Origin of the sequence: Geobacillus sp. GHH01 (assembly GCF_000336445.1) — a bacterium.
Lineage (GTDB): Bacteria > Bacillota > Bacilli > Bacillales > Anoxybacillaceae > Geobacillus > Geobacillus zalihae.
This window is the reverse complement of the sequence record NC_020210.1, coordinates 1,705,909-1,731,133: the sequence shown is the minus strand read 5'-3', so window position 1 is coordinate 1,731,133 and position 25,225 is coordinate 1,705,909. Positions and strand designations below refer to the sequence as shown.

The following is a 25,225-nucleotide window of genomic DNA, read 5'->3' as shown; positions in this document are numbered from 1 at the left end:
TTCGGCCCCTTTCATGCTAATACCCCATTTCCTCTGCGGCCATGCGCACCACTTCTTCGTCAATGGCGTCCTTTTTCAGCTGATACCCGTATAACAGGCACGTCGTGGCCAACGTGTTGATCACCCGAGGCCATCCCCGCGAATGCAGGGCAATCGCCTCTAACGCCGATGGGGTGAAGATCGGGTGCTTCGCCCCGGCCTGTTTCATCCGATGCTTGATGTAGCCCGCCACCTCTTCCTTCTCCAGCGGCCCCATCCGGTATCGCATGATGATCCGCTGGTCGAGAGGGCGGTGCTGATTGAGCCGCAGCTTCCCCTGTAAATGGGGCAGCCCGGCCAAAATCAAGACAAATGGGTTGGTCGAATCCATCTCAAAGTTGAACAAGATCGCGATGTCCTGTAAAAATGCATCCTTCGCTAAATGCATCTCGTCCAAAATGAACACCGGCGTGATCCGCCGTTCATGATACAATCGCTCGATCGCCTGCTGGATTTGGCGGAAGAGGTCTACCTTGCGGTACTTCGGTTCCTCTCCTAATCCCAAGGCCAAACCACGGTAAAAATCCATCACGCCTCCGGTGGATAACGGAAAGTAGACGACATGATACAATGATGGATTCAATGATTCTTTCAGCGCCCGAAGGGCGAACGTCTTGCCCGCCCCCGGCTCTCCGATCAACAGCCCGATCCCCCGGGTTCGTTTCACGTACTCCAGCGCCCGCAACGCTTCCTGAAACGGCGCCCCTTGATACGCCTCGGACGGGTCTGTTTCTTTCGCAAACGGCTCCCGCGAAAGGGAGTAAAACGATTTATACACCGTGTTCTCCCTCCTTCGCCGGAATCGCCGCAAACGGGGACCGATGGCGTTTTACATAGGCGTTGTCCTCCAAACGAACCCGAACGGCCTCCGCCACCTTCCTTCCATCTTCGTACACATAGACGCCCCGTTCGTCATAGCGGAGTTCAATCGATTGCCCAATGAACCGGGGCGGCACTTCATACAGCTGCTTGTTCAAGGTGATCGTTCCATCGGCTTTGACCTTGCGGTACTCCCGCTTCAGAAAAATCGCATCCAGCCAATCGCTATCTTCGATGAACGACACGAGATGCACTTGCGATTGAAACACCTCATGCGGCGTTTTTCCGTCCAGCGAGGCGTGCGGTTTTCGATGATACTCCTCTTCAAGCCACCTCCAAAAGCGCTCGTTCAGCTCTTCGAGCGACTTCGGGGGATCCAACTCCAGCAGCGGATAAAACCGCGTCTGTACGGTGCGGAAGAACCGTTCGATTTTCCCTTTGCTTTGCGGATCATACGGCTGGGTGTGGATGAGCGTAATTCCCATCTCGGCGCACGCATACTGCAGCACCTCGGATCGATAAATTTTCCCGTTGTCCGAGTAAATGCGCTTCGGCTTCCCGCAACGAAGCACCGCTTCCTTCGTGACGATCCGCAGCCCGTCAAACTTCTCCGAAGGGAAACTATACGTACGGCACAAACCGCGAGCAGTCATCGATATAGGCGATCAAAAACGTTTTCTGGGCTTTCCCATTGACTCGAATCGTTGGTCCATGGGATAAGTCCCCTTGCCAAAGCTCATTGATCTGGTCATACGCAAAGCGCTTTCGCTCCGGCATGGGCAAGATTTCTTTCCCGACAAGGTTGTGTTTTTTCAACAATCGGTATATAGTAAAGTAAGAGGTATGATTTTCTGGGATTTCCCCCTGCTCGATCAGGTGTTCGTAGAACACCGTCACGGGCATGGTGGGATGTTCTTTTCTTAGGGCTAAAATATGATCCTCATCATCGGGCGACAGACGCCTTGAGTGGCCGCGGTCCGAACGGCGCTTCGGCTTTAAGGCGTCAAAGCCCCCTTTTTTGTATCGGGTGCACCAATCGAGGATCGTCTTGGCTGCGATTCGTTTGTCGCCCTGGTGGGGAACATGGTGCACTCGCTCGCTCACCTCTTTCAGATACGTCTTCGGTTCCACCTGCCCATTCACCAACGGAGCGATTAGCCCGTACCGAAACAGGGCAATGTCGTGTCTCATCGACTCATCCATTCGAATCTCCTCCTTGTCTCACTTGGAATCAGGACCGTTCCGGTCCGTCTGCCCTTATCGTACCGGATCGCTTTTTCTCCGTCGATAGGAAAGGTTTGTGGGAACCTCAACTATTTCCAATTTAGGATATGTATGTAAAATCAGGATCCCATTTGATTCGCAAAAGGGTGTCGGAATCCGTCCTCCCACATGTCTCTGATGACCGAATAGAGACCGTGTTTCTCCAACGTCCGGATCCACCAGGAAGCCCGTTCCTTTTCTTTTTTCACGATAGGGCCTATGATCCTCCACCGCCTCGCAAAAAAGCTGTGAAGGCTTGATAGGTTTCGGCAGAACCGTCGGACATAAAAGATGATGCCGTCCTTTGTCGGGAGAAACGGAGCCCGGTTCGTCCCCTCGGTCAATCCCAACTGCTCTTTCACGACTTGCCATATGGCGGACAACGTATACTGAAAATACGGGAGGAGAAAGGAAGGCAGCACACTCACCGTCTTCAAGCATTCCCGACAGCGATACCGGACAATCCAAATGCGATCATCACCATGTGGGGTCAATGCGTTTCGCTCATAGTAACCGTGGCGGTGCAACGGGCGCTTGGCCCGGCAATGCGGACACTTTTTCAGAAGAGGGAAGTCGTTTTCTTTTCCACGCTCTGCATACGTTTGGACGTCAATGCCAAAGTCATGAAATTGAATCACGTCCTCCTCCCCCTCCTCTGAACCGATGGATTTTCTCTTCCGAAATAATTCACAAAAAATTTAGCACATTCTTTCAGAAAAGGGGAGAGGGCTTTCTGAAGGAATGTGCAAAAAAATGGCTCTTTTGTTCCGAAATAAAGTGATAATTTACAATACCCGTTCTATCTCGCGGCGAAGCCCAAACAGCCATTGGCCAAACCTTGTTTTCAAAAAGACAGGGAGAACACGGCTATAGGCGTCTTTTCGTTCCTGGCTATTGCGGCGGTTGATAGGGGGGGACTCAATAGAATTCCTGACTGCTCTACTGTTTGGCGAACCGTTTCGCTGTCATAGCGAGTCAATATACCGAAATAATGCTTCTAAAATTGGATTCATTTCGTAAGACCATGCATGTTCGTTGTTTAAATTGGAAATCATGATCGTGTCCACCCCTTGGAAGTTTTTTGTGGTAATTATATATAATTTCCAAGATGGTGGATTTTTTATGTGCATTTATGCATTCGTTATGCGTTTTGTATCACGTTCTAGGGATTTTATTATCGACTTCAACACAAAGTAATATTTTCCTGATGATAATAAGTCTAATTATTTGACTATAAAAATTTATCGTGATAGTATTGGCATTGATCAAATTGAAATATATATTTGTAACCCAATGCGCAAAAAAGTCTCATATATTCTAAGGGGGTCTTTTTTATGCCACAAGAACCAATTGTTGTCAATGCAATTATTGACGGCGAAAAAATTGAATCAGAAAAAATGGCACCGCGAGAAAATCCGGCTCATCCGGATGAGATTGTCGGTTATTATCCAATTAACACACGTGAGGAAGCAGCCAGAGCCATTGATTCCGCTTATAATGCTTTTTCTGGTTGGGCTAAAACTTCCATAGATGAACGTATTGAACGGATGAGAAAAGCCATTCAAAAGATTAAGGACGCGACGCCGGAAATCGTAAAATTGCTCTCTAGAGAACATGGGAAACCCTTATATGATGCAGAGGGAGAAATCGCTGTTTCATTAATGTGGATGGAATATGCTTGTGACAATGCCAAAGAAGTTCTAAGAGATGAGGTTATCGAACATAATAATGGAAAAACTATTATTACAAGAGATCCAAAGGGAGTTATTTCAGCGATAACACCATGGAATTATCCGTTGTCACTCTCCACGATCAAAATAGCGCCTGCGCTTTTGGCAGGTAATACAATGGTTTTGAAACCAAGTCCATTTGCACCGTTAGCTGTAAGTAAGGTTGTTGAAATGATCGCCGATGAGTTTCCTAAAGGAGTGTTAAACCTTGTTAATGGCGACAGTGACATCGGTGTTGAATTAACAACGAATCCAAAAGTTGCAAAAATTGCCTTCACTGGAGGAACTCGAACAGCTACACATATTATGAAATCTGCAGCAGATACTATAAAAGACTTGACATTAGAATTAGGAGGAAATGATGCGGCTATTATCTTAAAGGATTTTGATGTGAATGATGAAAGAGCCATGCGTCGCCTCGTAATTTCTAATTTCTTAACGTCTGGTCAAATATGCATGATCGCTAAACGGGTATATGTGGATCGCTCGATTTATGACCAATTTGTAGAAAAATATATTGAAGTAGCAAACAAATGGATTAGAGTTGGCGATCCATTTAATAAAGATGTCACGATTGGTCCTGTAAACAACAGAAAACAAATGGAATATGTACAAAGTTTAATTGACGATGCAGCAAGTAAGGGAGCAAAGGTCATTAAATTAGGTAAAGTGTTGGATGAGGACATCTTTGAAACTGGATACTTCTTACAACCGACAGTAGTTTTAGGGGCCAATTATGATGACCCGATTGTTGTGGAAGAACAGTTCGGTCCGACCGTGCCTATCCTGCCTTTTGATGATGATAACCATGCCATTAAGCTGGCGAATGACAGTATTTATGGACTGACCAGTTCTGTTTGGGGAGAAGAGCAACATGCTTTAGAAGTTGCTAAACAAATTCAAGCCGGAACAACTATGATTAACACGGCAGCCGTACAGGGGTTAGATGTGCGTTTCCCGTTTGGGGGAGTTAAACAATCGGGAATTGGTCGTGAATATGGCAAAGAGGGCATTCTTGCCTATACCGATACACACGTTATTAATATACCTAAAGTTGGGGAGTTAGCTTACATTCCGGAGTAATTGTTTGAATAAATGAATCAGCAAAATCCATAACTAGCTGAAACTTAATAATAAATGAATTAAAGAGAATCCGGACAGCCATAAAAGTGATTGAAATATCTTTTATGGCTGTCTTTTATGTATGGCTAATGAAATGATGAAATTTATATTTTTAAGTAGTCATATAATATACATTATATGACTAACAATCTATTCTTTTTTATGGTATACTCGTCATATAATGTTATTTTTAAAAGCGATTATTTGCTCTTTGAATCGATTTAAACTCGTCGTATAAGTAAAAGGGTGAAAAAGATGTTAAATGAGTATGTTACCTATCTTCAGGAAAAAGGAGCTTCCCCAAACACCATCATCTCCTACACCAATGACTTAAATATCTTTTTCAATGATTTACATATCCGTCCGGGCGATTACGTCACGTCGGCTGATATCCGCAAATGGATCCAGCAAATGTTGAGCCCGGCCGAAGGAAAACCATTGGCCATCTCCACGATCAATCGCCGGCTCAATTCGCTGCGAAGCTTTTATGCGTGGGCGGTCGAACATCATAAGATCGAACAGAACCCAATGAAAGACATCCAGGATTTAAAATCAGCCGATGAAGAGAACGAAAAAATTATGTGGCTCACAGAAGAAGAATTTGAGGACTTATTGCATCGGATGCGGAAAAAACCGGTCCACAGCAGAGGGGTCGATCCAGAGGAAAAGTATCGCCGAGATCGCGCGGTAGTGTACTTGCTTACCTATGCAGGATTGCGGGTGGAAGAGTTATCAAATTTAAAATTAACAGACTTGGATTTAGAGATGAAACGAATTCGGATCGTGGGAAAAGGGATGAAGGTCCGGACCGTGCCGATTTCGAATATCTTGCTGGCAGAACTCGAGGATTGGCTTAAGTTTCGTGCGGAAATGGCGAAAAAGAAACCGCATGTCGCTCAATCGCCATACGTCTTTTACAGCCAACGCTCGCCGAAGTTTTCGGTCCGAGGCATTCAGCGAATGATCGAAAGCTACAGCCTGCCAAATAAAAAACTTACGCCCCATATGTTCCGGCATACGTTTTGTAAGTGGGTGTTAAAGGCGACGAACAACGATATCGAGAAAGTGCGGAGGCTTGCTGGTCATAGCAATATCGCTACAACGTCTCGATATTTAAAGGATAGCTATAGTGATCTTGCTGATGCCATGGAGGCGTTGCCGAAGTTCTAACCCAAATCACTTTATTCTGGAAAGGGGAAAACCAACCGAGATAGATCAATTGAAAGTCATTGACGGGTATTTTGTCGACTTATGCCGGATTTCCATTTGAAGGACGTTTTAAAGTCGCGGGTCTTCGTCCAATGGCAAGATTGATTGGTGACGATGTGCCTCTTTCGTTCATCATGGTGTAAATTAGCACATTATTTCAGAATCCCTTTTTCAAATTATTTCAGGCGGATTCGGAAATAATGTGCAAAATTTTTGCGGATTGTTCCGGATTTTGCACATTCTTTCGGAACGTTTGCACGCTCTTTCAGATGAAGATTTCCAGCGCGCCTGATGGACCGATGGAAAAGAGAAAGCACAAAAGAGGCCGATTCGGCCCCTTTCGTGCTAATACCCCATTTCCTCTGCGGCCATGCGCACCACTTCTTCGTCAATGGCGTCCTTTTTCAGCTGATACCCGTATAACAGGCACGTCGTGGCCAACGTGTTGATCACCCGAGGCCATCCCCGCGACTGCAGGGCAATCGCCTCTAACGCCGATGGAGTGAAGATCGGATGCTTCGCCCCGGCCTGTTTCATCCGATGCTCGATGTAGCCCGCCACCTCTTCCCTCTCCAGCGGCCCCATCCGGTATCGCATGATGATCCGTTGGTCGAGAGGGTGGTGCTGATTGAGCCGCAGCTTCCCCTGTAAATGGGGCAGCCCGGCCAAAATCAAGACAAATGGGTTGGTCGAATCCATCTCAAAGTTGAACAGGATGGCGATGTCCTGTAAAAATGCATCCTTTGCTAAATGCATCTCGTCCAAAATGAACACCGGCGTGATCCGCCGTTCATGATACAATCGCTCGATCGCCTGCTGGATTTGGCGGAAGAGATCTACCTTGCGGTACTTCGGTTCCTCTCCTAATCCCAAGGCCAGTCCACGGTAAAAATCCATCACGCCTCCGGTGGATAACGGAAAGTAGACGACATGATACAATGATGGATTCAATGATTCTTTCAGCGCCCGAAGGGCGAACGTCTTGCCCGCCCCCGGCTCTCCGATCAACAGCCCGATCCCCCGGGTTCGTTTCACGTACTCCAGCGCCCGCAACGCTTCCTGAAACGGCGCCCCTTGATACGCCTCGGACGGGTCTGTTTCTTTCGCAAACGGCTCCCGCGAAAGGGAGTAAAACGATTTATACACCGTGTTCTCCCTCCTTCGCCGGAATCGCCGCAAACGGGGACCGATGGCGTTTTACATAGGCGTTGTCCTCCAAACGAACCCGAACGGCCTCCGCCACCTTCCTTCCATCTTCGTACACATAGACGCCCCGTTCGTCATAGCGGAGTTCAATCGATTGCCCAATGAACCGGGGCGGCACTTCATACAGCTGCTTGTTCAAGGTGATCGTTCCATCGGCTTTGACCTTGCGGTGCTCCCGCTTCAGAAAAATCGCATCCAGCCAATCGCCATCTTCGATGAACGACACGAGATGCACTTGCGATTGAAACACCTCATGCGGCGTTTTTCCGTCCAGCGAGGCGTGCGGTTTTCGATGATACTCTTCTTCAAGCCACCTCCAAAAACGCTCGTTCAGCTCTTCGAGCGACTTCGGGGGATCCAACTCCAGCAGCGGATAAAACCGCGTCTGTACGGTGCGGAAGAACCGTTCGATTTTCCCTTTGCTTTGCGGATCATACGGCTGGGTGTGGATGAGCGTAATTCCCATCTCGGCGCACGCATACTGCAGCACCTTGGACCGATAAATTTTCCCGTTGTCCGAGTAAATGCGTTTCGGCTTCCCGCAACGAAGCACCGCTTCCTTCGTGACGATCCGCAGCCCGTCAAATTTCTCCGAAGGGAAAAATTGGGCATATGGCACTAACCGCGAGCAGTCATCGATATACGCGATCAAAAACGTTTTCTGGGCTTTCCCATGGACGCGAATCGTGGGTCCATGGGATAAGTCCCCTTGCCATAGCTCATTGATCTGGTCATACGCAAAACGCTTTCGCTCCGGCATCGGCAAGATTTCTTTTCCCACCAGGTTGTGTTTTTTCAACAATCGGTATATAGTAAAGTATGAGAGGGTGGTGGGAATGTCCCCCTGCTTGGTGAGTTGTTCGTAGAATAGGGTCACGGGCATGGTGGGATGTTCCTTCCTCAATGCTAGAATATGATCCTCATCATCGGGGGACAGACGTCTGGAGCGGCCGCGGTCCGAACGGCGCTTCGGCTTCAAGGCGTCGAAGCCCCCTTTTTTGTATCGGGCGCACCAATCCAGAATCGTCTTCGCCGCAATGGGTTTGTCCCCTTGATGAGGAATCGAATGCACTCGCCCGCCCACCTCATTCAAATACGCCTTGGGCTCCACCTGGCCATTCACCAACGGAGCGATCAGCCCGTACCGAAACAGCGCGATGTCGTGTCTCATCGATTCATCCATCCGGATCTCCTCCCTGTCTCCCTGTGATGTTGGACCGTTCCAGTCCCCTCTGCCTCCTATCTTACGAAACGGCTCGAGATTCGTCGAGAGGAAGGGTTTGTGGGAACATCAACCATCTCCATTTTTGGTGTTAAGTAGAAAATCAGGAAGCAATTTGATCCGCAAACAGATGCCACCTCTCGTTTGTCCATAGGTCTTGGATGATCGAGCCCACCCCCCGTCCCTCCAAGGTCTGCATCCACCAAACCGCCCGTTCTGTTCTTGCGTTCCCCACAGGGCCGATGATCCCCCACCTTCTCGCCGCCGCGTGATGCAAGCGGGAGAGATTCCGTCAAAATCGTCGGACATAAAATAAGATGACCTCCTTGGTGGGAAAACCAACCTGTTTGGTCTTCGCTCCTCGCCTTGGCGTTTCGAGCCACGTTTTGACCGCTTGCCAAATAACCGATCGTGTATATTGAACATACGGGAGGAGAAAAGAAGGCAGCACACTCACGGTTTTACGGCATTCTTGACAGCGATATCGTGCGATCCAAAGGTGATACTCCCCCTCTGTCGTCAACGCATAGCGTTGGTAGTATCCATGACGATGCAAGGGGCGGCGGGATGGACAGTGGGGGCATTGGTTCACGTCAGGAAAATCGTTCCCTTTCCCACGATCCGTATACGTTTGAATGTCAATGCCAAAGTCGTGAAACTGGATCACACTTCCTCCCCCCCTGAAACGAAAGGAAATCTTCGTCCGAAACAATTCACAAAAAACATCCATGAGTAAGCTTTTACTCGCCACCCAAGCATGAAAATAACCGCTCATGGATTCATTATTTTCACAGAAAAATTAGCACATTCCTTCAGAAAAGGGGAGAGGGCTTTCTGAAAGAATGTGCAAAAAAATGGGTGTTTTGTGCTGAAATAAAATGATAATTTACAGCAAACTGTCCTTTCCGAATATCAGCATTAAATTCTTCTTCAAGTTCCCGTATGACGTTATCCTCATTACTTGTTTGTTGTGTTTGTTCCTCTTTTTTCTTAGTTTCTTTCTTGTCTTTATCCCTGTTCATTAGAAACCTCCGTATGAATGCAGTTTATCGATCGATTCAAAATGACCACTTTTTATTGTTCGTTTTCGATTTCATTTTTAGCATCCTTCTTGTTACGTTCTGTATACCATATCATCTTCACATTTTAATTGTGTCACATCCGCTTTCATACTTTTAGTGATGTCTTGAGTTCTGATGAAATAACATCGTTTTTGATAAAAAACTCCCGAAAGAACCATTTTTGGATTATTTTCTCTACACATCCGCTAGATTATTCTTTGGGATAACATACAAAAAGGCACAATTTAACATAACGGGTTCGGTTGTTGAGTATAAACTTGAAAAAAGTAATACAAAAAGGAGTTCAATTCGCATATGAATTGGACTCCTTTTATTTGTTGATATATCAATGTTTTATTGAATTTATCACCATTAATCGCATTATAATTAGCAAGTGACTGCTGACCAACAGACAGTATTCCAAATATGTGTTAAAATTGATGCTAATTGGACATAAATTCATTGATGACTTCCCTTTATCGTGTATTTGCCAAAGAAATTCGCTTATCTAATGCCCACCATTTTCTTTGTCAAACGGATAAAACAAAATCTCGGAAACAAGCTCGTGAGGAATTTATTCAAGCAGGAGTGGATTTAATCAACTGGGGAATTAACTTTGGTTATGATTACAAGTTCTTTGCAGAAATTGGATTTTCTGAAACTGGAAGAATTATTTCATACACACCAATTTCATAAGAAAGTCATTTCAGGTGGCAGCAGTCATTATGAATACGCTGATAATTCGCTTGAACATCCACTTGCGACAATTGACAGAGGATTTCGATGAATTGATTGTACAACCAATCTTTCATCATTCGAACCAAAGGACATTGCTAATCGTGAATGACAACACCACGAATACCTTTATCCAGCACATTCGAAGACGGCTATCTATTTTAGAAAGACCATTGATAACAACTCGTGGTGACGGAAAAAGCTATATCTATTCAAACTTTAACTCAAAGTATGCTCAAATGGCTCTTACCATACTTCGGACTTACTACAATTTTTGTTTAGCATACAAAACAAAGGAGACAGTAGGAACACCTGCTCAACGATTAGGCATTGCAAAAAAACAATTTGATTTAAAAGAAATAATCTATATGCAATAACCTTAAGGGATTTGATATTTTATAAGACCAAATCAGTATACGATTTGTTTTTTTATTTTTCGCTGAAATATCAATATTTTTTGACTAAATCCTTTTTAATGATTTTGGTATTTTATGTTAAACCTCACATTTCGCACCCTCTCGACCAAAATCGGGAGGATTTTTTCATCCCGGTGTCGAATAGGTCCTTGACACACAAGGAATGCAAAGGAGTTTTTCCATCATGGACGTTCGAATTCGGGCGATTTATGAAAGTTCCTATTTGAATATAATAAGTACCATTTTCAAAGATCTTGGCCTCCCTCAGCTGATTGACCGGCTGGTTCCGGTGGATCCTCAATGCCAAACCCGAGCCAGTGATGTGGTCGGGCTGCTTCTCTTGGATATCTTGAGCGGCCGGCAAGCCCTCGTTCATTTGGAACGGTGGGCGCATGACATCGACTTGCCCAAGCTGATCCGGCCAGGATTGGATCCGTCTTGGTTCAACGACGATGCCATTGCTCGCCATTTGGACCGGCTGTATGAGGCCAATATCCATCAAGTCCTTTCGTCTTGCCTGGTGCAAATCTACAAGAAAGAAGGCCTCCCTCTCCGTGTCTTTCACGCGGATACGACGGACAAGACGGTTTACGGTGCGTATGAATCCGATTCGTCGGATGGGTTGCACATCACCTATGGCTATAACCGCCATCATCGCTGGCAAAAGCAGATCGGATTCGGCCTGATCGGCAACGAGGACGGCATCCCGTTTTACGGCGACGTGCACGACGGCAACGCGCCGGACAAAACGTGGAATCCCGAGGTGCTCTCCCGTGTCCATGAGCAGCTGAGGGAAGCGAAGATCGAAGACGAATGGATTTACGTGGCAGATTCCGCTGCGATGACGAAGGACACGCTGGCGCAAACGAAAGCCGCCAACGCCTTTTTGATCACGAGAGGGCCGTCGTCGCTCCGGATTGTCAAAACGGCGCTTTCGGAGGCGGATGCCCAACCCGATTCGGCGTGGAGCGCCCCCTTTGCGCTGGCCGAGAAAAACGGCGCCACGTACCGGGTATGGGAAACGGCCTCGACATATGAAGGCCAGCCCGTACGACTGATCGTCGTCGAATCGAGTGCGCTCGACCAGCGAAAAGGAAAGACGCTCGAAACAGAACGAACCAAAGAAGCGGAGCTTCTTCGCGAGGAACAAGCCCGTTGGGAGCGTCATCCTTTCTCTTGCCGGGAAGACGCCGAACAAGCCTTGGCCTCCTTGAAGGCATCCCTTCGTCCCCGGTTCCATCGAGTGGAGGCCGTCGTCGAAGAGATCGTGCGTCCGAAAAAACGGCGTGGACGGCCGAAAAAAGGGGCGGAACCGGAAATGGAGACGCTGTACACCCTTCGGCTGAGCGTGGAATTCAACCAAGACGCGTGGGAGCAGGCGAGACGGAAAGCGTCCCGGTTTGTTCTCGTCACGACCGTTCCGAAGGAATGGAAGGGCCAACCCATGGATGCCCAAGAGATCTTGAAGCTGTATAAAGGGCAGATCTCGGTGGAAATGAACTTCTCCTTCCTAAAAGATCCGTTCTTTACGGACGAAATTTACGTCAAAAAACCCGAACGAGTGGCGGTATTGGGCTATTTGTTTTTGCTGGCCTTGGCCATTTACCGCGTCTTCCAGCGCCGAGTGCGTCAGTTCATCACACCTGAACGCCCGTTAAAGGGCGCAGGAGGCCGGAAATTGACCCGGCCAACCGGACAAGCGATTTTTCAATTGTTTTGGTATGTCAGAGTCGTCCTGTTGGAACTGCCGGATGGGCAAATCCAACGCAGGCTGGGGAAACCGCTCACCCCTGATCAGCGAAGGATTCTGCAAGGATTAGGGATGGATGAGAGCATTTACTTGTAAAGGTTATACGGAACGACTAGCGATGGTAAAAAAAGGATTGCCATCGCTTGTTGTGTTGGTCAAAAAGTTATTCCGAAAAACTAAATAAAAAATCCTTTGTTTCTACCTTGTTAGGGTGCGAAATGTGAGTTAAACTGAATATATAGATTACTCAGAAAGTTATCAAAGGGAAAATTAACCCACGAGGGGGAAGTGTATGAAAAAGTTTTTAATTACATTATTAGTATTAATTGCGTTAGGCATTGGGGGGGATTTTGTTACTGGACTATTTAGTGCTAAACCACCTTTACCAATCATAACTGTTGGAGAAAAAAAGGTAGAAGTGGCACAAGGTTCGTATTGTTGGAATGGATTACTTAATTCTGTTTGTGCCGATACAAGTTCTCCGCCAGAACTCATTAAAAATCAAGAACTAAAACCTGTGATTGTACCACCAGATTCCCAATTGAAAATAGAATTCAAAGATGAGCCTAAAGAAAATACATTAGTAGTAAATAGATGGCTTACAAATGAAAAAACAGAAAATGTTCCAATAAATGATAATGTGATACTATTACCAAAAGAAAAAGGTGTATATGTGTATGATGTTTCAGCGAGATGGGAAAAGGGAGATTCAAGTTATGCCTTTGTAATTGAAGTACGGTAGTAACCTTTTAGTAACAGTCTTAATTGAACAAGTCAATATAATTTTAGTTTAAAACGCTTGGAATAAACCCAAGCGTTTTAATGTGCTTTTTACTTTGTTAAATTTGGTTCGAATTTTGTGCTAATTACGCTGTTATTTGTACTGTTTTTCTTGATTTTGTACTTCTGAACCGAACCCGTTAACTTAACATGCACCTTTTTAGTAAAGTCTTTTATAGAAAAAACAAGTAAAATGAAACCAATACAAAACCGATTACAGCCATGATAACGCAGTATATTTTGGTAGATGTGCGTAAAGCTGTTCCAAAAATTTCTTTTCCCGTCACGGAAAGCATTACCCCCATCGCCAATGCGATAATCATTGCTACTAGCCAAGGGACACCCATCCCATAATTACTTCCGATGAAGGCTCCAACTCCTATGGGGGCGGAGGCTATGGTTGCCCCAAGTATGATGCTGATAATTCCAAACCCAGCCATCAGCAAGGGAGTAAAAACAGCAATCCCTTCTGGAATATTGTGAAGCATGATCGCAGTCATCATTGGTTTAGTCAATGAATCGTGAGTATTGGCTCCAAGTGCGATGCCTGTTGGAAAATTGTGTAGGGCAATACTGAATGTTAAAAATAGACCAGAATGTACAAATAAGTCTTTTTTAGCGTCATTGGTAATAATGATCACATGATGGGAAACCTTTTCTAGATGCTTATAAATAAAATAACCAAAAATCAATCCGACAATAGCAATAAACCAACCTCCAATTTCTATGCTTTCAGGCAAAATTTCCATCGCGACCAGTCCAAATATCATACCACTACATACTGAAAAAATGGTTGGCGTTCCTTTTTGCCAGCCTTTAAACAACCAAGCAATCACTCCGCCAGATAACATTCCAATAGCAGAAGCAGAAAACCCTAAAAGCCAAAGTGAGTTCATCCATCATCCCCCTTGTATGTTTTTTGCAAGCAAAAAATGCAGAGAAGTGCAAGAAAAAATACATAGGCTTGCCAGCTCAAGACTTAAGGTTCCAGACCGGGGGCAGAGGACGGCTGGATCGCGGAGAGAGCGTTCCGCAGTCGATAGCTCTCTCCCGTGAAGGCCAAGATGTGGGCATGGTGAACCAAGCGATCCACTAACGCTGCCGTCAAACGGTTGTCCCCAAACACCCGATTCCACTGTCCAAATTCTAGATTCGATGTCACCATGACGCTTTTTCGCTCGTAACAGTCGGCGATAATATGAAACAACAGTTCCGATCCTTGCTTTTGAAACGGCACATAGCCGAGTTCATCCAAAATCAACAGTTCGCATGGGTCGAGGCTTCGTTTCAGCCGTCCGAGCGTGCCGTTTTTCAACGCCTCTTCCAGCTGGGCGACAAGATCCGCGACGCGGAAAAACCGAACCTCATGGCCTTGTTGGCACGCCTGAATGCCAAGTGCTGTGGCGATATGGGTTTTCCCCGTTCCAGGTGAACCTAAAAGCAGAACGTTTTGCTTTCGCTCCAAAAAGCGAAGGTCACACAGTTCCTCCCTCGATGTCGTGGCTGGCCAATGGATATGACCCGACCATTCGTAATCCTTCAGCCATTTCAACTCCCGAAACTTGGCTTTCTTGATCAGCCGAGCCTGTTTCGCTTCTTGGCGGCACGACAGTTCCAGCGCCAATACATCCCGCAAAAACTGTTCTTTCGTTTCGAATCTCACCTCCTCGAATCGATCTGCGATATAGGCCAAATGCAGCGCTTTACAAATCTCTTTCACCTCTGCTCTCATTTCTGGACACTCCCTTCCCGAGCGGGATGAAGACGTTGATCATACACCGTTAAATCCGTTTCATAGTCGATTAGAACGGAAGGGGTGTATGATTCTTCCCACTTGTCCGGGTAATAGGAGTGCTTCGCTTCCATCAACACGCCGATTTCATGAGGAGTCAAGTCCCATCGCTGACTCTCCTCGAGCCACTGGGCGATTTCGTAAAGCGTGTGCCGATCCAACAGCGCTCGCAGTCCTTTTAAACGGGCCACCACCTGGGGCGGGGGGCCAGCCAGATACATTCGGATCGCCTCCGGCAAGTACGTCCGGTAGCGGGAATGTCCGACAACCCGGGGTTTGGTCTCCCACTCAGCGAAAATCTCTTTCCAAGGGATTTCGCGTTTCACGTTCGTATACGGCCTTGGCGCTTCAAGATGGACGTCTCCATCGGAAGAGAACACAACGAAACGATTCCATTCTTTCTTCACCAACACCCGGTTGGGGACGGACAGGCCATGGACGACGAACGCCTTCCCATCCACCATTACTTCTCCGTATTTATTCACGTAAGCGTGATCGAGGGAGAAGATCGGAAGATCTTGTTCCGGCAACGCCAACAGCTCTGGTTGCTCTTCCTGCCATAGTTCCTCGATCCACCGCCCCTTTTCATAATGAGGACGGTTTCGGTCCTCGACCATCTTGCGATGCAGCCACTCCACCAGCTCCGGATCCGACTCCATCAATGGAGCGGGGATGAAACAAAGGTTGCGAGTGTAATAGACTTTTCGCTCCGCATTTCCTTTCTCATGTCCGCTGTATGGATTGCACACTTGTACATCAAACCGATAGTAGAGTTGGAATTTCTCAAAAGCCTCGGTGAATCGGCGTTCTCCCCCTTTTCGAATCGACACAATGGCCGCGGACAAATTGTCAATGCGCAATGCCTTTGGCACTCCCCCAGCCTGACGAAACAGCTGCGTCAACCCGTGGAGGAAGCATTCACTGTTTTCCGCCGGCAGCGGATAAGCAAACGCAGCGTTGCTATAGGGAAAGCTCATGATCAAAACCGATCGCTCTTCTTCCTTCCCCTCCTTCGTCACCACCGTCATCTTCCCGAAATCCACCTGCGCCTCGCCTGGCGGGTGCTCCAGTCGTTCATAGCGCTGTTCTTTCTCGAGCTTGAGCTGCGGTCTTCGTTTTTGCACGTACGCGCAAACGGTGCGATACGAGCCTTGAAATCCATGGTCACGACAAAGCGCTTCAAACATCGTCTTGTTCGTTCGCCGTTGTTTTCTCGGCAGCTTGGCATCCTCCTCCAACCAGTCATCAATGATTTGCCCGTACCCTTCTTCCTCCATCATCCCCTTTTTGCGTTTGATGGTTGGTTGGACAGAAATGTCTTCATCTGCGTATTTCTTGACCGTTCTCCAGTTATATCCCGTTTCACGGGAAATTTCCGCAATCGATAACCCTTTCTTTTCACGCAGTTTTCTGATACGATTAATTTCGGGCATTGCCAGCATCCTTTCGCTCCTCCACTGTTTGGTTATGTGTTCACAACTTCCACAGTAGAGGAAATGTTAGAGGCTGGCAAGCCTTTTTTTCTTTGCCTTCAGCTCTGCACTTTTCGTTGCAGAACTCTGTATTTTTATTTTGCAATAAACACTTGTACTAAGTTGTCTTTACAGGCGTGTTGATTATCCAATAAAATCCAAAGGGTATAGAAAAAAGAGCACCTTTCCTGTAGAATGTGAGTAGCGACACAAACAAACCCAGGAGGTGCTCTCTATGAACAAGCATACCACACTCCCGAATTTGATGCAAAAACTTGTTTCGGATGAAGAGATTCAACGGATTGCCGAAGCGGTTGGGTATCGTGATTCGTCTCGAACCTTTCCGTTGCGCGAGTTGATTCACTTCTTCCTGCTGGCCGCCATGCATCAATGGAAAAGCTTTCGCCACGGAGCCGATGTGGGGCCTCTGTATGGATTGCCGCGATTCCATTATTCAACTGTATCCAAGAAAGCGAAAGAAGTTCCCTATGACATCATGAAACGCTTGTTGGCGTTGATCATTTCCAAGTGCAACCGCCAAACCCGCCGTTCGCTTCGGTTTCCCAAACCGCTTCGGGTGGTGGATTCGACGACCGTCACGGTCGGGAAAAACCGCCTGCCATGGGCGCCGTATCACGGCGAACGCGCCGGAGTGAAGCTGCACGTCGCGTATTCGCCGGAATCCTCGTTGCCGGCAGACGTGGTGGAAACCATCGGACTGCGTCATGATGGCCCGGTGGGAGAACAGTTGACGAACGCTCAACAAGTGCTGGTGGAAGACCGGGCGTATTTCAAAATCGAACGCCTCGATCGATTTGTGGAGCAGCATCAGCTCTTTGTCATTCGGATGAAGGACAACATCGAACTTCATCAGAAAAAAGCTTGAAACGCCTTTCCAGCACATCCTCATCGGTTCAAGCCGACTTCACGTGCCAGTTGGGGACGAAACAATGCCGCTCCACCAAGCGTCACCGGGTGGTGATCTTTCGAGATGCGAATGGCCGCGACATTCGGGTCGTGACGAACCTCTTCCATGCGTCTGCGGAAACCATTGCCGACATGTACCAACAACGTTGGACTGTTGAGGTCTTTTTTCCGTTGGGTGAAGCAATATCTGAATGTCCCGACCTTGTTTGGCACGACGGAAAATGCGGTATACAACCAACTGTTTGCGGCGTTCATCGCGTATGTGTTGCTGCGATGGCTGTATGATCAAACCAAAAAACAGACGAACGTCTCTCTTTCCTTCATTTCGTTCGTTCGCCGTTTTTTCTCTGGGCAACTTCCTCTCGATTGGAAATCCGGGATGGCCGCTGCTTTGTTTGAGTATGCCCAAATTTATGGAAGGCGTATGTATAATTTTGGATAATCAACACTCGTGAATATATATATTGAATTATGTAATATATATTGTTTAAAATGTAATATATAAATTACATTCAGGGAGGGGTCGTTGGAATTGTGAGAAACAATCTTAAAGTTGCCCGTATCCAAGCAAACCTGACCCAACAACAACTGGCAGAAAAAGTCGGGGTAACTCGACAAACGATCAGTTTAATCGAAAAAGGAAAATACAATCCTACTTTAAAATTGTGCCTCGAAATTTGTTATGCGCTTAATAAAACGTTAGATGAAATTTTTTGGGTAAAAAAGGGAGAGTGGTGAAATTGCAAAAAATAAAAGACGAACGATTACTATTAAAAAATCTGCAAAATTTACGAATCGCCTACATGTTACAGACGATTGGCATCATCGGAATCTTGGGCTATGACTTCATCACAAAAGGACTAGATGGAATGAGGAAAAATCCGTTATGGTTTGTGTTTATCCTGACAACCGTTGTATCGGCTTTTTTATCAATGAACATTAGTGTAGAATATGAAAGTCGGAAAAGGTCATCTAAACAAAGCTTCCTAATATCACTTGTTGTATTAACATTGATTTCAACTATAATAGGAATCCTTACATCATTCACTGAAGGATTTACTGCAATGAATGGTGTTTTCATTGCCGGAATCGTTTTTCTATGCGGAGTCGTTCCGATTTCTTATGTATATTATTTGAGAAAGAAAATAGATAATCAGGCAGACTGACGGAGCAACCAATTAGGAAAGCTTGTAAAAAACTTCAGTGACATATAGAGGATTCGTTATTTTCGGGAATACAGTGATGAACTGGATTATTGGGATCGCAAACCGTTTTCTCAACCAAAAAATAGTAACCAGTAAGTTCTGTCGAAAAAAGAACAAGCAATGTGCTGATATTGATCAACACATTGCTTGTTCGCGCACTCCATCTTAGACATGCTGCTTCATCCCCTGTTCACTCCAACTAAAATATCCAAATCCACGGTGATCTTCGCAAAATCCCGATGAAGAAACGCATCAATGTGTGCTTGATCCGCAGACCAAGCAAGCGGCGTCATTTGGACTAAATGTTCAAGTTCGGCATTATTAAGTTCTTTTGTATAACATAAATGGAATACATCCAGTAAATGGAGCTGTTTTTGAAAAAGCGACACGATTTCATCATTCTTATAGACCTTTTTCTCCTTGTCATCAAAGAGTGCTTCTCGTAGCTCTCTTAGATAATTCGGGCGAGGAATCACTTTAATCACGAGTCCATCTTTAACTAAAATCCTCTTGAATTCCTTATAATTGGAAGGAGATAAAATATTAAGAATCACATGAAACGATTGATCCGCCAGCGGCGATTTTGCCAAGTCACCGACTAGCCAAATTTGGTCTTCGTATCTTTTAGCAGCCATAGCGATGCCTTCTTTTGAAATATCGAGGCCAACGCCAGTCATTGACGGAATCATACATTCGTCCAAAATCCTTTGTAAGTGAGAACCTTCTCCGCATCCTAAATCTATAACCATAAAAGGGTTAAGCGAAACATCCATATACTCCTTTATTACTTTCGCAATCGTTTCATGCATGGAAGTGTATACGTTGCTTTCCATAATGATTTTGTGTCTTGCTTCAAACAATTCCTTCTTGTAATGGCTATGAGCGGGACGAGTCATCAAGTTGACATATCCTTGTTTTGAGAAATCAAACGTATGGTTTTTAGCGCATACGAGGCTTTTCAGCTCCTCAACCCTCATCGCGCTTTTACAGAGTGGACATTGAAATGCCGCTACAAATTGACTAACCCGTTCTGCACTTTTGGTTTTTTTGGTCATGTGCTTTCTTCCTTTCGATATAAAAAATCACAGCGGAGGAGGAAACGTTCGTGACAGTCTTTTGGCTTAACCAGTTGCGCCATTTGCTGTTATGATTTCTGAAAAACATATCAACCCCTTTCTCCTTTATAACGAGAATTCTCTCTGATAAAAGGCTCCTCGACATGTTCAGAAATTAGGAGCTTGTATTTCTGCGGACAGCGGTATGCGTTGCCATGTATTTCCCGACTTCGATATTCTCTCATTTCTTGAATCGGAAAATCAGCTATATAAATTCCTTCTCGCTCTCCCGCTTCAATAATCAGTGTATCTCTTGAACCCTTTTCTGAAGGTCTGTATGCCATCCCATCAAATGCAGTAGAATGTCCATTGCAGTTGGGATGACCAATCGGATAATTGACCGTGGCAATACCGACCATATTTTCATAAGCCCGCGCTCGCAGCTGTGAGATTCGGTTGATCTCCATCGGGCAGGCGTTTGGCACCAAAATAATCTCAGCGCCTTTCAGCATCAAAACCCTGGCGCTTTCCGGAAACTCTCTATCATAACAAATCATCGCCCCGACTTTTACATTGCCTTGCAAGGTGTTTAAATCTGCCACGAAAAAGTCATCCCCAGGCGTCAAATTACATTCAACATCAAAATCACAAGTATGTACTTTTGCGTATGTAAAGATCTTGTTGCCAAAGCGGTCAAAGAGGCAGAGCGTGTTCCTTGGCAATGGATCGTATTTTTCAAGAAAAGTGATTCCTATTGTTGCTTGTCGCCGTTTTTCCACTCTATTTAACCGTTGTTTACCGAATGACCATTGGGCGGGTGAAGTATTCATGGAAAGTGTGCGTGAGCGTGGCTGCATCTGGGCTCGGTATCTTGTATTGGATCATTCCCGCTCCGCTTCGCGAGCAATACAAGGTGATCAAATATGTTTTTTTCGTAATGGAAGGCGGGATCATTCTAATCGAATTATGGATCGCTTGGTATATCGTTCGAAACCTCGGGGCACTCATTCGCACCTTTCGCGCTGAAAAAACGAACCATTTTTATTTTTTAAGCACCTATGCGCATACCATTGAAGCCGTGTTCAAGCGTCCGGTCTTTTTGCTGCGCCTCCTCACAACAGAGGCCGCTGCTTTGTATTACTTAACATATCGCAAAAAAACACGCCAATTGTCATTGCCATATCCCACCTATTCCTATCATGAGAAAACGGAATATTTTGGTTTCTTTTTAATGCTCGTGCATGCGATGCTGATTGAAATTATTGCTGTTCATATTTTAGTGATGAGATGGAGTGAAATCGCTGCTTGGGTGGTCACGTTTTTTGATGTGTACTTCCTGCTCCTTCTTATTGCCGATTATCGAGCGATTACCCTATCCCCGGTCGTGTTGGCGCCTGATAAACTCCATATCCAATTGGGCATCCGCAGTTTTGTCGAAGTGGAATACACCAACATTGAGCAGATCACAAGGGAAGTGACCGCGAAACAAAAACGAAAAAAAGAAACTGATGCTTATTCAGTGACATTGCCTAGTTTTTTTGAAGAAGAACCAAAACTAGAAATCCGCTTGAAGCAGCCGGTGGAAGTGACAGAACTGTTCGGCCGAAAAAAAACGGTGCGAAAGCTATATGTTACAGTTGATGACATCCATGGCTTTTATGACAATTTGTTGGAAAACACCAAGCGATTGCTTCACATGAATAAAGAAATCGGCTCCGCGAATCCGCGATGAGCCGATTTTTTTGATTCGACTAACCTTTTTTCATCATGTAGTGCTCCATGGCCTGCTGCAGCCATTGTCCCTCTTTCTTTGTGAAAGGAGACGGCATCCAGTTGAGCACTTCGGCATCTCGCCCCATCTCCTCCACACGTTCAAGTTGTCCAAGCGTTTGCGTCATATCGGGACCAACAAACGTCAATCATATACTGTTCGATTCATGTTTTCACCTCTGGATGACCCACAGGAATGCCTGGCAACTGCTTTGTTTTTTGGATCAGGTGAACCCATTCTTGATCTATAGCCCTCATCTCTGCCTCGGACTGATGACATAACGACTGGATCAGTTCTTTCGGCACATATTGTTCGAGCCACTGCCGCTGTTCTTTCACCGTTTGCAGGTTATGGATGAGGTCCATCATCATCCCAACGAGAAGAACCCCATCGTTTTATATGTAGTTCAATAGTTCACGCGGCGCAAAATCATTGCTGTTCTGCAATTCTTCCTTACTCCACCATTTTACCTGTTGCCATGCCTCCTTTTCCTCTTTCGTCATATTTTCGAACGATAATCTAGTGTCCGATGGAATCACAATTTTGTAATAAATCTCACGACTAATAAAAGGACCTTGTTTCCCTTCGATCCATACATCCAGTTGGAATAGGGGCTCGCCGAGAAGGTCGACAACAATGCCTAGTTCTTCGTATAACTCCCTTTTTAACGCTTCCCCCGGCGTCTCGTTTTCTTCAATCCCTCCCCCTGGAGTCACCCATAACACTTTGTTTCCTACCACATCCCGAAATTCAAATCTCTGAAGAAGAATTTCATTCCGTTCATTGATGATTACGGCTCTAGAACATTTGCGTATGTTCATGAAACGCTGCCCCCTATATCAATGATCATTTTCAGCTAGACAAAGTCATCAGTCTCATGGTGAGAGAATCGTAGCATGGCACTCGCGATGCATAGAATTCCATCGTATTCTCCATTGTCCTTCATTATTGTTCTCGCAACAAGACACGAATGGCCCAAACCGCGACATCCTGATTCACTCGTGAGTGTTGATTCCGTTTTGATTTCCTCATCCCCAGCTTTATGTTATCTCCTTTTGATCTAGTACTATTTTATCCTATTTAGTAATATTTCCCCTAGCTCTTCGCAAAATCAGTTTTTACGGTGAAGATTTTCTTTGCCTATGCAGCCGTTTGGTATTCTACAAAAACGAGGCAGAGGGAATCTTCTCCCTCTGCCTTGTTTTTCTTCCCTTTATTAAGCGGTGACCGATTCCCTTGCTTTTTTCACCAGATCAAAGCGGTCGGCGTTCATGACTTTCACCCAAGCGTTGATGAAATCACGGACAAATTTTTCTTGGTTGTCGTCTTGGGCGTAAAATTCCGCGTAGGAACGAAGAATGGAGTTGGATCCGAAAATGAGATCCACCCGGGTCGCCGTCCACCGCACTTCGCCCGTTTTCCGGTCGCGGATTTCATAAATGCCGCTGTCTGTCGGCACCCATTCATAGTTCATATCCAACAAGTTGACAAAGAAGTCGTTGGTCAGCACCCCGATGCGGTCAGTGAAGACGCCGTGCGGCAGATCGCGATAGTTCGCGCCCAATACCCTCAGACCGCCGATGAGCACGGTCATCTCAGGTGCGGTCAACCCTAGAAGCTGCGCTTTGTCGATGAGCAGCTCTTCCGGACCGACGCTGTACTCTTTCTTTTGATAGTTGCGGAAGCCATCGGCGAACGGTTCGAGCACCGCAAAGCTCTGGACATCGGTTTGCTCTTGCGTCGCATCGCCCCGTCCTGGAATAAACGGCACTTTGACATCAAAACCAGCGTCGCGGGCTGCCTTTTCCACCGCAGCGCTGCCGCCAAGGACGATCAAGTCGGCGATGCTGACTTTCTTCGGCAGTTCGCGCTGGATGTCCTCGTAGACGGACAGCACTTTGGCGAGCCGCTCCGGTTCGTTCACTTCCCAGTCTTTTTGCGGCGCGAGACGAATGCGGGCGCCGTTGGCTCCGCCGCGCTTATCCGAGTTGCGGAACGTGCTGGCCGAGGCCCAAGCTGTTTTCACAAGTTCACTGACCGTCAGTCCGGAGTTCAAAATTTTGGCTTTGATTTCTTCAATTTCCGCTTCTGTCAATTCGTAATCGACTTCTGGAATCGGATCTTGCCAGATGAAATCTTCTTTCGGAACTTCCGGACCGAGATATCTCGTTTTCGGTCCCATATCCCTATGGGTAAGCTTGAACCATGCCCGGGCAAACGCCTCCGCAAATTCTTCTGGATTTTGATGGAATCGGCGGGCGATTTTTTCGTATTCCGGGTCAAACCGAAGCGCCAAATCGGTCGTCATCATCATCGTCGGAACTTTTTTCGACGGATCCTCGGCATCCGGAGCCAAGTCTTTTTCATCCGGGTCGACCGCCATCCATTGCCATGCCCCGGCTGGGCTTTTCGTCAGCCACCAGTCATAGCCAAACAGCATGTCAAAGTACGACGTATCCCACTGGGTTGGCGTCGGCGTCCAAGCGCCTTCAATGCCGCTTGTGATCGTATCGCTCCCTTTCCCTTTTCCGTAAGAGCTGATCCATCCCAGCCCTTGCGCTTCAATCGGGGCGGCTTCCGGCTCGGGACCGACGTGCGTGGCAGGGCCGGCGCCGTGCGCTTTTCCGAACGTATGACCGCCGGCGATCAAGGCGACCGTTTCTTCATCGTTCATCCCCATACGGCGGAACGTCTCGCGAATATCGCGCGCCGCTGCTTTTGGATCCGGCTTGCCGTCCGGCCCTTCTGGGTTGACGTAGATTAACCCCATTTGCACCGCGGCGAGCGGGTTTTCGAGCTCGCGATCACCGGAATAGCGTTCAGAGGCGAGCCACTCTTTTTCCGATCCCCAATAAACGTCTTCTTCCGGATGCCAGACGTCAACGCGGCCGCCGCCGAATCCAATCGTTTTTCCACCCATCGATTCAATAGCGACATTGCCCGCCAAAATGAACAAATCGGCCCAAGAGATTTTGTTCCCGTATTTCTTTTTGATCGGCCATAACAACCGCCGCGCTTTATCCAAGTTGGCGTTGTCCGGCCAGCTGTTTAACGGGGCAAAGCGCTGCGTGCCGGTCGAAGCGCCGCCGCGGCCGTCGCCGATGCGGTACGTGCCAGCTGAATGCCAGGCCATGCGGATAAACAACGGCCCGTAATGGCCATAGTCGGCCGGCCACCAGTCTTGGCTTTCCGTCATCAGTTTGCGCAAATCTTCTTTGAGCGCCCAATAGTCTAGTTTTTGAAACTCCTCAGCATAGTTGAACTCTTCATCATGAGGATTCGTTTTTCGGTCATGTTGATGGAGAATGCTTAAGTTCAGCTGGTTCGGCCACCAGTCTTTGTTCGTCGTTCGATTCGAAGACTGATTCGTTACGCTTCCGTGAAACGGACATTGGGCTGCATTCTGACGATTTTGATTTTCCATTCTCCTGTTCTCCTTTCCCTTAATTAACAAAAAATAGAAATTCAATCATTACCATTTCTAACTGTTTTGTTTCCAGTCAAAAATGATAATGATTTGTACATTAGAATTATACTAAATTTATATTTGATAGTAAATAATAAAAGATACCTTTTATTATTTTTATTTGTGTTGCTATACCAGTCCAAGGTATGCCACTATTAATTTATGTTTCAATTGATTTAGAATTC

At 46.4% G+C, this 25,225-nt stretch carries 22 protein-coding genes and 4 pseudogenes; 10 read left to right on the top strand and 16 right to left on the bottom strand.

Annotation, left to right across the window (positions count from 1 at the left end; all coding sequences use genetic code 11):
* Positions 1-16: 16 nt before the first annotated feature.
* The 4 genes and pseudogenes from GHH_RS08550 to GHH_RS19725 all read right to left on the bottom strand — a co-directional run.
* Positions 17-817: an ExeA family protein gene (locus GHH_RS08550; RefSeq protein WP_015374835.1), complete on the bottom strand. Its 801-nt coding sequence runs from the start codon at positions 815-817 to the stop codon at positions 17-19.
* Positions 810-2,061: pseudogene (locus GHH_RS08545) on the bottom strand (IS481 family transposase). Before GHH_RS08545 ends, GHH_RS08550 begins: the two are co-directional and overlap by 8 nt.
* Positions 2,062-2,201: 140 nt before the next feature.
* Complete coding sequence (locus tag GHH_RS19500) at positions 2,202-2,759, bottom strand: DUF6431 domain-containing protein (protein WP_015374194.1); 558 nt, start codon at positions 2,757-2,759, stop codon at positions 2,202-2,204.
* Between the two features lie 153 nt (positions 2,760-2,912).
* Positions 2,913-3,091 (bottom strand): annotated as a pseudogene (locus GHH_RS19725) (ISNCY family transposase); the annotation flags it as partial.
* 364 nt (positions 3,092-3,455) lie between these two features.
* On the opposite strand from GHH_RS19725, the gene GHH_RS08535 reads away from it, so the two are divergent.
* Complete coding sequence (locus GHH_RS08535) at positions 3,456-4,934, top strand: aldehyde dehydrogenase family protein (RefSeq protein WP_015374832.1); 1,479 nt, start codon at positions 3,456-3,458, stop codon at positions 4,932-4,934.
* Between the two features lie 294 nt (positions 4,935-5,228).
* Positions 5,229-6,143: a tyrosine-type recombinase/integrase gene (locus GHH_RS08530; RefSeq protein ID WP_015374831.1), complete on the top strand. Its 915-nt coding sequence runs from the start codon at positions 5,229-5,231 to the stop codon at positions 6,141-6,143.
* Between the two features lie 384 nt (positions 6,144-6,527).
* Here GHH_RS08530 and GHH_RS08525 read toward each other — a convergent pair whose 3' ends face one another.
* The 4 genes and pseudogenes from GHH_RS08525 to GHH_RS08515 form a co-directional block, all read right to left on the bottom strand.
* Positions 6,528-7,328: an ExeA family protein gene (locus GHH_RS08525; RefSeq protein WP_011230283.1), complete on the bottom strand. Its 801-nt coding sequence runs from the start codon at positions 7,326-7,328 to the stop codon at positions 6,528-6,530.
* Positions 7,321-8,571 (bottom strand): IS481 family transposase, encoded by a 1,251-nt coding sequence (locus GHH_RS08520; protein WP_015374830.1) that lies wholly within the window; start codon positions 8,569-8,571, stop codon positions 7,321-7,323. The genes GHH_RS08525 and GHH_RS08520 overlap by 8 nt, the downstream gene beginning before the upstream one ends.
* 142 nt (positions 8,572-8,713) lie before the next feature.
* Positions 8,714-9,277: pseudogene (locus GHH_RS19495) on the bottom strand (DUF6431 domain-containing protein).
* A gap of 145 nt (positions 9,278-9,422) precedes the next feature.
* Positions 9,423-9,632: a hypothetical protein gene (locus GHH_RS08515; RefSeq protein WP_015374828.1), complete on the bottom strand. Its 210-nt coding sequence runs from the start codon at positions 9,630-9,632 to the stop codon at positions 9,423-9,425.
* A gap of 501 nt (positions 9,633-10,133) precedes the next feature.
* Between GHH_RS08515 and GHH_RS19490 the strand changes: the two genes are divergently transcribed.
* The 4 genes from GHH_RS19490 (at position 10,134) to GHH_RS08500 (ending at position 13,314) form a co-directional block, all read left to right on the top strand.
* On the top strand, positions 10,134-10,367 hold the full coding sequence (locus GHH_RS19490; RefSeq protein WP_223810909.1) for a hypothetical protein: 234 nt from the start codon (positions 10,134-10,136) through the stop codon (positions 10,365-10,367).
* A 14-nt stretch (positions 10,368-10,381) separates the two neighbouring features.
* The gene (locus tag GHH_RS19485; protein ID WP_236612604.1) at positions 10,382-10,783 is read left to right on the top strand and encodes a hypothetical protein; all 402 of its coding nucleotides are present in this window, start codon (positions 10,382-10,384) and stop codon (positions 10,781-10,783) included.
* A gap of 223 nt (positions 10,784-11,006) precedes the next feature.
* Positions 11,007-12,668, top strand: a complete 1,662-nt coding sequence (locus tag GHH_RS08505; RefSeq protein WP_015374826.1) for an IS1634 family transposase — start codon at positions 11,007-11,009, stop codon at positions 12,666-12,668.
* Between the two features lie 196 nt (positions 12,669-12,864).
* A complete protein-coding gene (locus tag GHH_RS08500) occupies positions 12,865-13,314 on the top strand; it encodes a hypothetical protein (protein WP_015374825.1) in 450 nt (149 codons plus the stop codon).
* A gap of 211 nt (positions 13,315-13,525) precedes the next feature.
* On the opposite strand, the gene GHH_RS08495 is transcribed toward GHH_RS08500, so the two are convergent.
* The 3 genes from GHH_RS08495 to istA all read right to left on the bottom strand — a co-directional run bounded on the left by GHH_RS08495 (position 13,526) and on the right by istA (position 16,586).
* Complete coding sequence (locus tag GHH_RS08495; RefSeq protein WP_015374824.1) at positions 13,526-14,248, bottom strand: ZIP family metal transporter; 723 nt, start codon at positions 14,246-14,248, stop codon at positions 13,526-13,528.
* 83 nt (positions 14,249-14,331) lie between these two features.
* The gene (gene istB, locus GHH_RS08490) at positions 14,332-15,084 is read right to left on the bottom strand and encodes an IS21-like element helper ATPase IstB (protein ID WP_015374823.1); all 753 of its coding nucleotides are present in this window, start codon (positions 15,082-15,084) and stop codon (positions 14,332-14,334) included.
* Positions 15,081-16,586 (bottom strand): IS21 family transposase, encoded by a 1,506-nt coding sequence (gene istA / locus GHH_RS08485; protein WP_015374822.1) that lies wholly within the window; start codon positions 16,584-16,586, stop codon positions 15,081-15,083. The genes istB and istA overlap by 4 nt, the downstream gene beginning before the upstream one ends.
* 265 nt (positions 16,587-16,851) lie before the next feature.
* Between istA and GHH_RS08480 the strand changes: the two are divergent.
* From GHH_RS08480 to GHH_RS08470, 3 genes and pseudogenes are all read left to right on the top strand, one after another.
* A pseudogene (locus GHH_RS08480) lies at positions 16,852-17,985 on the top strand (IS4 family transposase).
* A 92-nt stretch (positions 17,986-18,077) separates the two neighbouring features.
* Positions 18,078-18,281, top strand: coding sequence for a helix-turn-helix transcriptional regulator (locus GHH_RS08475; RefSeq protein ID WP_015374821.1), 204 nt, complete (start codon positions 18,078-18,080; stop codon positions 18,279-18,281).
* 2 nt (positions 18,282-18,283) lie between these two features.
* On the top strand, positions 18,284-18,709 hold the full coding sequence (locus tag GHH_RS08470; RefSeq protein WP_008879128.1) for a hypothetical protein: 426 nt from the start codon (positions 18,284-18,286) through the stop codon (positions 18,707-18,709).
* A gap of 218 nt (positions 18,710-18,927) precedes the next feature.
* Here the strand turns inward: GHH_RS08470 and GHH_RS08465 are convergent, their stop codons facing one another.
* Both GHH_RS08465 and GHH_RS08460 read right to left on the bottom strand, forming a co-directional pair.
* A complete protein-coding gene (locus tag GHH_RS08465; RefSeq protein WP_015374820.1) occupies positions 18,928-19,803 on the bottom strand; it encodes a putative RNA methyltransferase in 876 nt (291 codons plus the stop codon).
* 110 nt (positions 19,804-19,913) lie between these two features.
* On the bottom strand, positions 19,914-20,582 hold the full coding sequence (locus tag GHH_RS08460; RefSeq protein WP_236612603.1) for a carbon-nitrogen hydrolase family protein: 669 nt from the start codon (positions 20,580-20,582) through the stop codon (positions 19,914-19,916).
* A gap of 38 nt (positions 20,583-20,620) precedes the next feature.
* Here GHH_RS08460 and GHH_RS08455 point away from each other — a divergent pair, with 38 nt between their 5' ends.
* Positions 20,621-21,535, top strand: coding sequence for a hypothetical protein (locus tag GHH_RS08455; RefSeq protein ID WP_236612602.1), 915 nt, complete (start codon positions 20,621-20,623; stop codon positions 21,533-21,535).
* 203 nt (positions 21,536-21,738) lie between these two features.
* Here the strand turns inward: GHH_RS08455 and GHH_RS08445 are convergent, their stop codons facing one another.
* The 3 genes from GHH_RS08445 to katG all read right to left on the bottom strand — a co-directional run bounded on the left by GHH_RS08445 (position 21,739) and on the right by katG (position 24,998).
* Entirely contained in the window at positions 21,739-21,942 is a 204-nt protein-coding gene (locus GHH_RS08445; RefSeq protein ID WP_223812632.1) for a hypothetical protein, read from the bottom strand.
* Positions 21,943-21,969: 27 nt separating this feature from the next.
* Complete coding sequence (locus GHH_RS08440) at positions 21,970-22,395, bottom strand: NUDIX hydrolase (protein ID WP_015374815.1); 426 nt, start codon at positions 22,393-22,395, stop codon at positions 21,970-21,972.
* Between the two features lie 395 nt (positions 22,396-22,790).
* Positions 22,791-24,998 (bottom strand): catalase/peroxidase HPI, encoded by a 2,208-nt coding sequence (gene katG, locus GHH_RS08435; protein ID WP_015374814.1) that lies wholly within the window; start codon positions 24,996-24,998, stop codon positions 22,791-22,793.
* Between the last annotated feature and the right edge of the window lie 227 nt (positions 24,999-25,225).

Excerpts from the sequence above, each read along its gene's own strand:
- GHH_RS08440 (WP_015374815.1), bottom strand. The coding sequence starts at position 22,395 with ATGAACATACGCAAATGTTCTAGAGCCGTAATCATCAATGAACGGAAT.
- istB (WP_015374823.1), bottom strand. The coding sequence starts at position 15,084 with ATGAGAGCAGAGGTGAAAGAGATTTGTAAAGCGCTGCATTTGGCCTAT.
- GHH_RS08535 (WP_015374832.1), top strand. The coding sequence starts at position 3,456 with ATGCCACAAGAACCAATTGTTGTCAATGCAATTATTGACGGCGAAAAA.
- GHH_RS08520 (WP_015374830.1), bottom strand. The coding sequence starts at position 8,571 with ATGGATGAATCGATGAGACACGACATCGCGCTGTTTCGGTACGGGCTG.
- istA (WP_015374822.1), bottom strand. The coding sequence starts at position 16,586 with ATGCTGGCAATGCCCGAAATTAATCGTATCAGAAAACTGCGTGAAAAG.
- GHH_RS08500 (WP_015374825.1), top strand. The coding sequence starts at position 12,865 with ATGAAAAAGTTTTTAATTACATTATTAGTATTAATTGCGTTAGGCATT.
- GHH_RS08515 (WP_015374828.1), bottom strand. The coding sequence starts at position 9,632 with ATGAACAGGGATAAAGACAAGAAAGAAACTAAGAAAAAAGAGGAACAA.
- GHH_RS08505 (WP_015374826.1), top strand. The coding sequence starts at position 11,007 with ATGGACGTTCGAATTCGGGCGATTTATGAAAGTTCCTATTTGAATATA.
- GHH_RS08465 (WP_015374820.1), bottom strand. The coding sequence starts at position 19,803 with ATGACCAAAAAAACCAAAAGTGCAGAACGGGTTAGTCAATTTGTAGCG.
- GHH_RS08445 (WP_223812632.1), bottom strand. The coding sequence starts at position 21,942 with ATGATGGACCTCATCCATAACCTGCAAACGGTGAAAGAACAGCGGCAG.
- GHH_RS08530 (WP_015374831.1), top strand. The coding sequence starts at position 5,229 with ATGTTAAATGAGTATGTTACCTATCTTCAGGAAAAAGGAGCTTCCCCA.
- GHH_RS08495 (WP_015374824.1), bottom strand. The coding sequence starts at position 14,248 with ATGAACTCACTTTGGCTTTTAGGGTTTTCTGCTTCTGCTATTGGAATG.
- katG (WP_015374814.1), bottom strand. The coding sequence starts at position 24,998 with ATGGAAAATCAAAATCGTCAGAATGCAGCCCAATGTCCGTTTCACGGA.